The organism is Niallia sp. 03133 (assembly GCF_052663225.1).
Window position 1 is genome coordinate 448,587 of record NZ_JBQTCY010000002.1, and the last position, 12,333, is coordinate 460,919.

Sequence of the window (12,333 nt, forward strand, 5' to 3'; positions counted from 1 at the left end):
ACTCTTAACGGGCAGTAAGACCCCCGCCTCGGGGATGCCGAGAAATCGAGGAAGCTAGGTGTTGAAACTTGCCCGTAAAGGTCCGATAAGTTCAACTAACCATCAGTAGGGATGAGGAAAAACCCCCACTGATGGAAGTTTACTTTATCAATTGATTGGCTTGTTATGTAGGAGCTAAATGAAGTATCTCCTATGCAAAATAAAAACGGTGCAAATGCACCGTTTTATTTTGCGTATTCAACAGCTCTTGTTTCCCGAATAACCGTCACTTTTATATGACCTGGATAATCTAGCTCTTCTTCGATTTTTTTGCGTATATCTCTTGCTAATCGATGAGATTCCAAATCATCTATAAGATCTGGTTTTACCATTATTCTTATCTCACGGCCTGCTTGGATAGCAAATGATTTTTCTACACCATCATAAGATTCGGAAATCTCCTCTAACTTTTCAAGACGACGAATATAATTTTCCAGTGTTTCTCTTCGTGCGCCAGGTCTTGCAGCAGAAAGTGCATCTGCTGCTGCCACAAGAACAGCTATGATAGAAGTTGGTTCCGTATCACCGTGATGGGAAGCAATGCTATTAATAACTACAGGATGTTCCTTATATTTACTAGCAAGCTCTACACCGATTTCCACATGGCTTCCTTCTACTTCATGGTCAATTGCTTTTCCAATATCATGAAGCAAACCAGCTCTCCGTGCGAGTGTTTCGTCTTCGCCTAGCTCTGCAGCTAGAATTCCGGACAATTGTGCTACTTCCATACTGTGCTTCAGAACATTTTGTCCATAACTTGTTCGGAATTTCAAACGCCCAAGAATTTTAATTAAATCTGGATGAAGTGCATGTACACCCACTTCGAAAGTAGTTTGTTCGCCGATTTCTCGAATATGCTCATCTACTTCTCGTCGTGCTTTATCGACCATTTCCTCGATTCTTGCAGGATGGATTCTTCCATCTTGGACAAGTTTATCTAATGCCAGTCTGGCAGTTTCTCTTCTGATCGGATCAAATCCTGACAGAATAACCGCTTCTGGTGTATCATCGATAATTAGGTCAATTCCAGTTAATGTTTCAAGGGTACGAATATTACGGCCTTCCCTTCCAATGATTCGACCTTTCATCTCATCATTAGGCAAGTTTACAACAGAAACAGTTGTTTCTGCTACATGATCAGCCGCACATCGTTGGATAGCAAGCGACAAAATTTCCTTTGCCTTTTTGTCTGCTTCTTCTTTAGCTCTAGTGTCACTTTCCTTAATCATTACCGCGATATCATGAGCAACTTCCTGCTCTGTTCGCTCTAAAATGATGGACTTAGCCTCTTCTCTAGTTAAGCCGGAAATGCGTTCTAGTTCAGTCTGCTGCTTACGAACCATCTCGTCCACTTTGCTTTCCATCTCTTCCATATGCTGTTGTCTTTTATTAAGAGAATCGTCCCTCTTTTCTAAAATTGTTTCACGTTTATCTAACGTTTCTCCTTTACGATCAAGGTTCTCTTCTTTTTGCAATAAACGATTTTCTTGTTTTTGTAGTTCATTTCTTCGATCACGAACTTCTAGTTCTGCTTCACTTCGAAGCTTGTGAATCTCATCCTTTGCTTCCAGCAAAGCTTCTTTTTTCAATGCTTCTGCTTCACGATTTGCATTGTCAACAATCTGTTCAGCAGTAATTGTCGCACTATTAATTTTTGCGTTTGCATTGGATTTACGAATAAAATATACAACAAAGCCAACAACGGCAATTACGATTAGGCCAAGCAAAATGGAGATGAGGATTATTATTGGGTCCATCATTTTCACCTCCTCTTGCTATGAACTTGTGTTTGTTACGATTTTAAAAGTATTGGCTCAAGTATTCTTTTTAAAAATGAAAGTTCTACATAGCCGCAAATGGTTTCTAGGTTTTTCATACTCATAAAAATGTAAAATATACAATATAATTGTATAGTTGTGCCAATTCATTGTCAAGAGCTTGCATTAGGTCGTTTGCCTCTATTTTCCTCTATGTGTACTAATAAACATATTTATCCCACTCTTAACAGGCAGTAAGACCCCAAGCTCAAGATGCTGAGAGATCGAGGAAGCTAGTGTAAAGGTCGGAGGGAGCTACACAAACGAAGGTAGCCACTTTCCTGTGGCAACGTTTGTGTGATCCACATCCTGTGAACTGCAAGCTTTCCATCAGTGGGGGAGGAAGAAAATCCCCACTGATGAAAGGTTCACTTTATCTTTGTTTCCATTCTGTTTTTTTCATTTTTTTCCTATATTCAACTGTTTTTAACAAATAAAAAAAGAGAGGAGAATCCCCTCTTTCACAAGCAATTAATCAATTAACTCAAGTGATTCTTGCTCGTCATCAGCATTTTTAAAAACGACTTCTTTATCTAATCCATAGTGATCGCGAATTTTTCGGGAAATCTCATTTCTCACTTCCGGATTTTCTTTTAAGAATTGTTTTGCATTTTCTCTTCCCTGCCCTAATCTTTCATCATTATAAGAATACCATGAACCACTCTTTTGTACGATGTCTAATTCAGAGCCAAGATCAATTGTTTCCCCTTCTTTAGAGATGCCTTCTCCGTACATAATATCTACTTCAGCTACTCTAAATGGCGGGGCTACTTTATTTTTTACGATTTTAATTTTTGTTTTATTTCCTACCATATCTGTTCCTTGCTTTAATGTTTCTGCACGGCGAACTTCTAAACGAACAGTTGAGTAGAATTTTAGAGCACGTCCTCCTGGTGTAGTTTCAGGGTTACCGAACATAACTCCAACTTTTTCGCGAATTTGGTTAATAAATATAGCAATTGTTTTAGACTTATTAATAGCACCGGAAAGTTTGCGAAGGGCTTGGGACATTAAACGTGCTTGCAAACCAACATGAGAATCTCCCATTTCTCCTTCAATTTCTGCTTTTGGCACAAGCGCTGCAACCGAGTCAATAACAAGAATATCTACTGCACCACTTCTAACTAGCGCTTCCGCAATTTCAAGAGCCTGTTCCCCTGTATCTGGCTGGGAAAGAAGCAATTCATCTATATTAACACCTAATTTTTGTGCATATACCGGATCTAATGCGTGCTCTGCATCAATAAATGCTGCTTGTCCTCCCGTTGCTTGAACTTCTGCAATAGCATGCAAGGCAACGGTTGTTTTACCAGAACTTTCAGGACCATAGATTTCAATAATGCGGCCTCTTGGATATCCGCCTACACCAAGCGCTGCGTCCAATGCTAATGAGCCACTAGGAACTGTGGATACTATTCTATCTGTTTGTTCTCCCAGTTTCATAATACTACCTTTACCGAATTGTTTTTCAATTTGTTTTAACGCCATTTCTAACGCAGCTTGACGATCGCTCAAAAACTTTCTCCTCCTTTTATATGAAAATGAATCATTTATGGAAATGAAGTAGATTCATTTGTTGTTCAAGAATATATATTAAATATACTCTTTTTGTTATCGTTTGTCGAGCGAAAAGCAGAACATTCATTCGTTTTTTTATCTATTAAACAAGGAAGCCAGCTATAGCTTTCCGATATAACTGCCTGCGGGCACTAACTCCTATTATTCTTCTAACGCTTTTAATAAAAAGTAGTGTCCATAGTTTACTGTTCTTTTTCTATTTGCTTCTCTTGAGCCAGCAAGCAAAAGCGTTTCCACTTCTGTCGGCTTTCCTTCTCTCGCGATTCCTATATGAACGGTTCCAACAGGCTTGCCTTCAAGCTCTTCTGGGCCAGCAACACCTGTAAAGCTTATTCCAATACTTGAGTTTAATAGTTTAGCAACATTTTCAGCAAGCTCTTTAGCGCATTTTTCGCTTACCACTCCATCTTGATTGATCGTGCTTTCTTTTACATGGAGAATATGTTGTTTTACATCGTTTGTATAACACACTATTCCTCCATGAAATATTTTCCCCGCTCCTGTAATCGAGGTGATCTCTTGCTGAAACATGCCTCCCGTCAAGCTTTCTGCCGCTGCGATGGTCAACCCTTTTTCCTGCAGTTTTTTTGTCAGCTCTTTTACAAGTGTTGTATCATCATACCCGTAAAAGTATGTGCCGACCCGTTCGAATATTTTTTTTTCTGTTTCTTTAATCAATGTTTCTGCAGCAGTCAGGGAATGATGTTTGCAAGTAATTCGAAGTGTTACTTCTCCGTCCCCTGCTAAAGGAGCAATCGTAGGGTTTGTCTGCTCATCAATTAAATCCTCTATTTTCGTTTCCAGCAAAGATTCGCCAATCCCAAAAAAACGAAGCACACGAGAAAGAATGACTTCTTTATTTGTCAGTTTAGCCTGCAGGGCAGGATGCCCATATAGCAAAAACATCGGCTGCATTTCTTTTGGTGGTCCAGGAAGGAGCATATAATGATTTTTATTTCGCGATAAAAACATTCCTGGTGCCATGCCGTGGTCATTCGCTAAAACCTGGCTCCCCTCCAGTACAAGTGCCTGCTTTTTATTATTTTCTGTCATATCTCTATTGGTACGCTCGAAATATTGTTGAATGGAAAAAAGTGCTTTTTGATCAAAAACCAGCTCTTTTCCTAAATGATTTGCAATTGTTTCTTTTGTTAAATCATCTTTAGTTGGTCCAAGTCCTCCTGTGAAAATCAGCAAATCGGAACGTTCTTCCGCTATTTTCATTGCTTCTTTTAATCGGTGGGGGTTGTCGCCCACGACGGTATGATAAAAAACATTTACACCTAATTCTGCTAAATTTTTTGATAAAAATTGGGCATTTGTATTGGCAATTTGTCCAAGCAGCAACTCTGATCCAACCGCAATTATCTCTGCATTCATCTTGTTTCCCCTTCCTTTTCTAAAGCACTATGCAACTAATTCTTAAAAAGCAGTTTCTTATTTTATACCACCTAATATATGTATGAACTCCTATAATAAGAAGAACGGGACATAAGCATCACCGTTCAACGAAAGAATATATCATGTTGTAATCATTCCATAAAGTGAACCTTTCCATCAGTAGGGGTTTTCTTCATCCCCCACTGATGGAAAGCTTGCGGTCCACAGGAAGTGGCGACCTTAGTTTGTGTACCTCTTATCGGACCTTTACGGGCAGTTATCCCTACCTAGCTTCTTCGATTCCTCAGCATCTCCGAGGTGGGGGTCTTACTGCCCGTTAAGAGTGGGATAAAATAGAATATTTTTGCAAAGATTATTTAGAAGAAACAAACGCTTGTTTATTTTTTGCGAAATAATCCCACCCAGACCAAACCGTAAAAATTAAAGCAATCCATAATGCTATATCTGCAAAGGGAATGGAGCCAAGTTCAAAAATCATATTATGCAAAAGCAATACCGATATAGCAACGATTTGAGCCCAGGTTTTTATCTTACCAAGCATGTTTGCTGCCACGACTTCTCCACCGCCTGCTAATACAAGACGCAAACCGGTTACAGCAAATTCTCTGCTGATAATAACAATCGTAATCCAAGCCGGTGCTAATTGAGAATCTACAAGTACAATCAGGGCTGCAGAAACTAATAATTTATCTGCGAGAGGGTCTAAAAACTTCCCTAAATTCGTTACTAAGTTATATTTTCTAGCATAATATCCATCGATCCAATCTGTAGTAGAAGCAATAATAAAAATGAGAGCGCCGATAAAATGAGCAACAGGCAGTGTAACACCTAAAAGCGTCATATTTCCCCAAGGAAATTCAACTAGCATAATCACTAAAAAAACTGGGATTAAAAAAATGCGCGAAATGGTAATTTTGTTTGGTAAATTCATTATCTTTCCTCCGATTTAATGAACGCACAGTCGTCTTCATCACTAAATAAATTTTTAAAACATTAGTATTATACCCTAAAACAATAGGAAAAAGCGAAAAATAGCCATTTATACGATGACAGTGAAATAAGATAGACACATATTTCTTCGCTGATCCAACGCAACATGGGGGCTTCCGTAACTGCGCCTCTTTCTCCCAAGCACAATTCACCCATTATGTAAAGACAGCGAAAACTTTTATCTATTCTTAACCTGAACAATCGAACGAATGACTAATTCTTCCTACTTATTGTTGCGAATGGTAATATCCTGACGAACAGATGTTGCAGGAGATACCGCAAAATCTACTTTTTCATCATTGACGTAAATTTCCGTTTGAGCGGAATTTCCGATCACAATAACTGCTTCTGTTTCTTTAGAGAAGTCAACAGATTTGGATTCCGTTTCTCCTTTTTTCAAGATTCCTTGAAAGAAGGAATAACCTTTCCCATTTTTTATATTTATCCATGTTTCTCCGGTAGATACAACTTTCAACTCAAACTTGTCTGTATTTTTCAATTCATATTCGGTAGTTCGTCCTGCTGTTTTTACAACGGATACCTCTTGTTTTGGTGCTTCCTCTTCTTCTTTAGCTTGCTCTTCATTCTTGCTGTTATTTTCCTCTGTATTATTCTTATCTGCTTTGTCCTCTTTTTCTTTATTCTCTTTTAATTTTTCTGATTCTTGGTAATTAGCTTCACTGCTTTTATTCGGTTTTGGTGCAGTATCTGAATCGTTCCCTTTTGCAAAGACAAAATACCATACAAGAAAAAATATGCCAATCACTAAAAGGATAATAAAAATGGTCGGAAGTATATCAAAAACTTTTGAACTTCCAATAGCCATTGTTTTTCTCGATGTTACTCTTGACAGCTGTTCTGGTATTTCATCATTTATAGTAGAAGGAACTTCTTCTTTAAACTCCTCAAATAATTCCTCTGGGGCCAAGTCGACAGCTTCTGCATATTGCTTAATAAAAGCACGAGCATAAAATTTCCCCGGCATCATGCTATGATTTCCTTCTTCAATGCCCACTAAATAACGTTTTTGAATTTTCGTCATTTCCTGCAATTCTTCTAAACTTAATCCTTTTGCTAATCTTGCTTCTTTTAAACGATTGCCCAATTCACTCAAAATAACACCTTCCAACTAACTAAAAATCAAAGCCTTCAAATTCATTTCCCAACAGGAGTGCATTTCTTTTTCTTGCATCATACTCAATTACTTCACCAGGCTCATGCCTTAGCTCGATAATATAATCGAAGTCTTCCATTGAATATTCAGAAGCCTGAATAAACATATCCGGATGCTCGACTACTTTTACTGCAGGGACTCGCATAATCTCCCGGACTAGCTGCCAATGTTTTTCATTCATTTGTTTGGATGAAACCATTCCATCTATGATAAAAAGATTATTTTCACTATACTCATCTTGTATTAACGAATTTCTGACAGTTTGCTTTAATAGTGTCGAACTGACTAAAAGCCACCTTTTATTAGCACAAACGCTTGCTGCAACAATTGATTCAGTTTTGCCAACTCTAGGCATCCCTCTAATGCCAATTAATTTATGACCTTCCAGCTTAAATAATTCAGCCATAAAGTCAACTAATAAACCTAGTTCGTCTCGTACAAAGCGAAATGTTTTTTTATCATCAGCATCTCTTTGTATGTATCTACCGTGCCTTACTGCTAAACGATCCCTAAGTTTTGGAACACGCAGCTTTATTATTTTTATGGTGTCCATTGTATATAAAATCGATTCTAATCGTTTAATTTGTTCATCCGAATTTGCAAGCATTAATAATCCTCGCCTGCCGTCATCTACTCCATTTATCGTTACTATATTAATGGATAACATCCCTAATAATGATGAAATATCGCCTAAAAGCCCAGGGCGGTTTTTTTGAATTTCATATTCTAAATACCATTCTTTTTTTTCCAAAAAAATCCTCCTGCAAAAAATCCCTATTTTCTTTTGTTCTTATTTCTCTATCATAAAGGAAAGTAACGAAAGATGAAAGAGAAAACCAATGGATAAAAAGAAAAAATGGACATGCTCCATACTTTTTAAGAAAGAAAAAAAGGTGGCCCTTTAATAAAGAGGTTATACAAACAAAACATGAACATCGTCTATTCTTGTATCTGTCTGATTTGCCCTTTATTTTTGCGCCACCTCTTTTTTATTCCTGCTCAGCTACTTAGTTTGTACCATTATTTTGGACAAGCTTTAGCATCATATTGGCAATTGCATGCTGTTCTTCTTTTGATGCTACAGACCAAAGATCGGAGAGCATTCTTTCCTGCTCATTTTTTGGTTCTACTTGATTGGATAAATAATCGCCAATTTGGAAGGCTAAATCGCCAACTACTTGTTCATTCATTCCTTCATTTTGAGCATGATGCAAACGATCAGCTAGAAAATCTTTCCATTGATCCCAAGATTCTAAAATAGACATACGAAATACTCCTTTCCATTTTCCTAAAGTGTATTACGTAGTTATTTTGCATGTGTGGACATAAAAATATGCATACTCTTTCCTGAAAAACTTGAAAGTGCATCAAGTTTAAGTAGGTATCCATTATATTTACCCTAGAAATCTACACACTAAACAGACCAGCCTCCATTAACTGCTAATACTTGTCCTGTAATGTACGAAGAAGCATTGGATAGTAAAAACAAAACACTTTCCGCCACTTCATGTGGATAGCAAAGTCTTCCCATTGGAATTTCTTCTTTTATAGACTCTTTTTCTTCCAAACCGAAACGATTAAGCATGCCAGTGTCTACTGCTCCTGGAGCAATCGCGTTTACACGTATTCCGTTTAATGCAAGCTCCTTGCTTAATGCTTTCACAAATGAAATTTGAGCCCCCTTTACAGTAGAATACGCTACCTCCATGCTTGCACCAATTTGACCCCAAATAGAAGAAATCACCACAATATTGCCTGACTGTTTGGAGCGCAATTTTGGTAAAAGTTCTCTTGTTATGCACATAAGAGAAGAAACATGAATATTCCATAAATCATCTAGTTCACTGTCTTTTAAATCGGTAAAAAGCCCGTAAGATTCAATCCCGCTCGAGTGTACGATGCCATCTATCGAAAAAACAGATTCTGTGATTTTTTTATAGGCATCCCTTTTTCGCAAATCTGCTTTAATTGGCATATACTCTCCGCCAAACGGCTGAAGTTCTTTTACCAATGCTTCCATCGCCTGTTCGTTTTGAAAATAATGTAAATATAGTGAATATCCTTTTTCAGCTAAGAGACGGGCAACAGCCAAGCCAATGCCTCCAGTTGCTCCTGTTATTAAAATATGTTTCCCCAATGAAAATCCTCCATTAAAAACCTAATTATTATCCTTTTATAATAGCTGTATTCCACATTTTGCAAAATGATTTTCATTTACAAGCTAAAACACAATAAGAAAACCTCTTATTGTGTCTTAGTGTAAGCATCATGTTATTTGCCAAAACTCCAGAATATCGAAAAAACTTTATTCCTTCTTTTGGCAATGGTCATTTGGGTACAACTTGACAAACAGTCATTCGGTCTTCTTCAATAAGACGTTTTGCAGCAGAACGAATATCCTCCACTGTAATTTCTTCTATCGTTGGAACTACATCAAATAAATTCATTCCATTAAAAGAATACCTTGTAAACTGATTGGCGATATACTCTGGAGAATTGACCGCACGCAGGAAAGCACCGATTTTTTTCTTTTTTGTTCGTTCTAATGTGTCTTGTTTAAAGTCATCAGATACAGCAGCCGTCAACATTTCCTTAATCGTATCTGCCAATTTATCTGGGTCACTCGTATCCCCGCCGATCATCGCAAAACCAAATCCATTCTCTTGTGTATAATCATAAGAAAACGTATCGTCAATCAAACCAGATGAAAATAATGTTTGATAATTTTCGGAACTATTGCTGAATAAAAGATCCAACAGCACATTAATGGATAATTCATTTTTAAGCATTTCTGCGCCCGATTGATTAACATCAATTGCTTTAATTCCTACTAAACATTTGGAGCCATGAACATTCATTTTCAGCACTTGTTTTTTCTCATTGACTTCTTTCGGCTCTTCGGCAAATTTACGTTTAATTTCACTATGTTTTGTATAATCTTTTTTCTGCTGATTTGCTTTTATTTTTTCCATATATTCTTTTGCATTAACCGGACCGACAATAAATAGCAGCATATTACTAGGATGATAAAAAGTATGATAGCATTCATACAACATATCTTTCGTAATATGAGAGATGGATTCAATAGTTCCGGCAATATCAATTTTGACAGGATGATTGACATACATATTTTGAATCAGTCCGAAATACAGACGCCAATCTGGGTTATCATCATACATCGTTATTTCTTGCCCAATAATCCCCTTTTCCTTTTCGACTGTTTTTTCGGTAAAATAAGGATCCTGCACAAAATTAATTAATGTTTCTAAATTATTTTCTACATTGGATGTGCTCGAAAATAAATACGCTGTTCTTGTAAAAGAAGTAAAGGCATTTGCTGACGCACCATGTTTACTGAAGTCTTGGAATACATCTCCGTCTTCTTTTTCAAATAATTTATGTTCTAAAAAATGAGCAATTCCATCAGGCACCTTCGTATAGTCAGAACCATCTAAAGGGATAAAGGTATTGTCCACAGAACCGTAATTCGTTGTGAACGTGCAAAATGTTTTATTAAATCCTTTTTTCGGCAGAATATAAACTTTTAAACCATTTTCCAGCTGTTCATAATAAAGGTCTTCTTGCAGCTGTTCAAAAGATATTTTCTCCATTATGCATTCCCCTCCGATCCTGTTAAAAAATAGACGGTGTCTAGTTCAATTTTATTGGCAACATTTTTAATTTCCTCTTTTGACACTTTGCTGATGCTTTGGAGCCATTCTGACATCCCAACATTCATCTGACTCACGGCATTGTGATAAAACACTTCCACCATTCCTCTTGAAGTGTCCAACGTTTCCAGCATCTGATTATGAATAACTGCTTTTGTTTGCATGATTTCATCTTCTGTAAATTCGCCTTTTTTCATTAACTCCAACTGCTCATTAATGATGGTTACTGCTTTTTGATAATTTTGCTGATCTATGCCAGACATCACAAGCAGCAGTCCTTTATGGCTTTCCAAGCGGCTTGCTGCATAATATGCCAGGCTTTCTTTTTCTCTGACATTAATAAATAGTTTGGAATGGGAAAACCCTCCAAAGATTCCGTTAAAAACTTGCAGTGCAAAATAATCGTCGTCTCCGTATAAAACATTCGTGCGATAGCCGATATTTAATTTCCCTTGTTTAATATCTTGCTCTTCTCGAATTTCCTTTTCTTTCTCCACCTTATGTTCAGCAGGATGTTCTACTGTTTTAATTTCCCGTTTTTCAAAAGGAAACAGTGAGTCTACAAAGGAAGCAACGTCGTCTTCTTCGATATCTCCAACAACATAAACATCAATTTGATCTTCGTTTAGTGCTTTTTCATAATAAGTATATAAATCGGAAGAAGTTATTGAGTCTACAGCTTCTTTTTCCCCGTTTACTCCAAGTGCATAGGCTTCCCCTTTGCACATTTCTTGAATTAAACGAAAATTAGAATAGCGCATTTTATCATCAAAAACGGCTTGAATTCTTTGCTTTAAAGCTCTTTTTTCATTTTCTACAGCAGAAGAATCGAATGCTCTATCAGTTGCTTTTGGATGAAAAATAATCTCTGCTAAAAATTCAATTCCCTTTTTTAATAAGGGGGCTGGATCAGAAAGAAATTTTTCATTGGCAATTTCTAACGAGAAAGAAATAATATGATACTCCCCTTTTTTGGATAAATCAACAAAAAATGTAGCACCATATAACTCCTCTAAATAAGACCGAAGCGCAGTAGTAGTATTATATTTAGAAGAACTATTTTGCAAAACGTACGGCAGTAGAGCTCGTTTTGTAATATCTTCTTTTTTAATGGGAGATTTCCATTTTATAGTAATGCTATTCGTTTTAAATTTTTCGGTTTTAACAGTATGTAAATTAAAACCTTGATATTGTTTGACTTGTTCTGCAGCAACGCTCATAACATTCCTCCTAAAGTATTTCTTCATTGTTTATTCCGAAGGTGATAGCCTCCTAAATAGTATTCTCTCTTATTTTAATGATATTCTAACTATAACGGTCTTACTCTTCCTTTTTCAAGTTATAGACATGAAGAGTTAGAATTTATTTCCTTTCCATGCAAAAAACCTTTTCTTCAATCGGAAGAAAAGGCTTTTTTATAAACAATTAGAATAATTTCTAGCTGCCGAGCTTATCATGTGCTTTCGCTTTTCTACCTTATCTATTTCCTTTAATATAGGGTATTCCAGCTGCTTTTGGAGCATCAGCACGTCCAATAAATCCTGTTAACGCTACAATCGTTAATACATATGGAGCGATTAATAAATAAACGCTTGGAACATTGTCCAGGAATGGAAGACTGCCTCCTACAATGCTTATACTTTGGGCAAATCCAAAGAAAAGT

General features: G+C 36.9%; 10 protein-coding genes and 1 pseudogene. All 11 read right to left on the minus strand.

Annotated features, from left to right (window positions below):
• Positions 1-224: 224 nt before the first annotated feature.
• Positions 225-1,796, minus strand: a complete 1,572-nt coding sequence (gene rny, locus ACTYBU_RS04670) for a ribonuclease Y (protein ID WP_445487570.1) — start codon at positions 1,794-1,796, stop codon at positions 225-227.
• Between the two features lie 531 nt (positions 1,797-2,327).
• Positions 2,328-3,371 (minus strand): recombinase RecA, encoded by a 1,044-nt coding sequence (gene recA, locus ACTYBU_RS04675; protein WP_445487528.1) that lies wholly within the window; start codon positions 3,369-3,371, stop codon positions 2,328-2,330.
• A 204-nt stretch (positions 3,372-3,575) separates the two neighbouring features.
• A complete protein-coding gene (locus tag ACTYBU_RS04680; protein WP_445487529.1) occupies positions 3,576-4,814 on the minus strand; it encodes a competence/damage-inducible protein A in 1,239 nt (412 codons plus the stop codon).
• A 373-nt stretch (positions 4,815-5,187) separates the two neighbouring features.
• Positions 5,188-5,766 carry a CDP-diacylglycerol--glycerol-3-phosphate 3-phosphatidyltransferase gene (pgsA, locus tag ACTYBU_RS04685; RefSeq protein ID WP_445487531.1) on the minus strand — a complete coding sequence of 193 codons (579 nt, stop codon included), beginning with the start codon at positions 5,764-5,766 and terminating at the stop codon, positions 5,188-5,190.
• Between the two features lie 282 nt (positions 5,767-6,048).
• Positions 6,049-6,939, minus strand: coding sequence for a helix-turn-helix domain-containing protein (locus ACTYBU_RS04690; RefSeq protein WP_445487572.1), 891 nt, complete (start codon positions 6,937-6,939; stop codon positions 6,049-6,051).
• A 19-nt stretch (positions 6,940-6,958) separates the two neighbouring features.
• Complete coding sequence (locus tag ACTYBU_RS04695; RefSeq protein WP_445487533.1) at positions 6,959-7,750, minus strand: YmfK family protein; 792 nt, start codon at positions 7,748-7,750, stop codon at positions 6,959-6,961.
• Between the two features lie 256 nt (positions 7,751-8,006).
• Entirely contained in the window at positions 8,007-8,264 is a 258-nt protein-coding gene (locus ACTYBU_RS04700) for a DUF3243 domain-containing protein (protein ID WP_445487534.1), read from the minus strand.
• 149 nt (positions 8,265-8,413) lie between these two features.
• Entirely contained in the window at positions 8,414-9,136 is a 723-nt protein-coding gene (gene ymfI / locus ACTYBU_RS04705) for an elongation factor P 5-aminopentanone reductase (RefSeq protein WP_445487536.1), read from the minus strand.
• 190 nt (positions 9,137-9,326) lie between these two features.
• Positions 9,327-10,610, minus strand: coding sequence for an EF-P 5-aminopentanol modification-associated protein YfmH (gene yfmH, locus ACTYBU_RS04710; protein ID WP_445487537.1), 1,284 nt, complete (start codon positions 10,608-10,610; stop codon positions 9,327-9,329).
• Positions 10,610-11,890 (minus strand): EF-P 5-aminopentanol modification-associated protein YfmF, encoded by a 1,281-nt coding sequence (gene yfmF, locus ACTYBU_RS04715; RefSeq protein ID WP_445487538.1) that lies wholly within the window; start codon positions 11,888-11,890, stop codon positions 10,610-10,612. The genes yfmH and yfmF overlap by 1 nt, the downstream gene beginning before the upstream one ends.
• A 256-nt stretch (positions 11,891-12,146) precedes the next feature.
• Positions 12,147-12,333 (minus strand): annotated as a pseudogene (locus ACTYBU_RS04720) (ABC transporter permease); the annotation flags it as partial.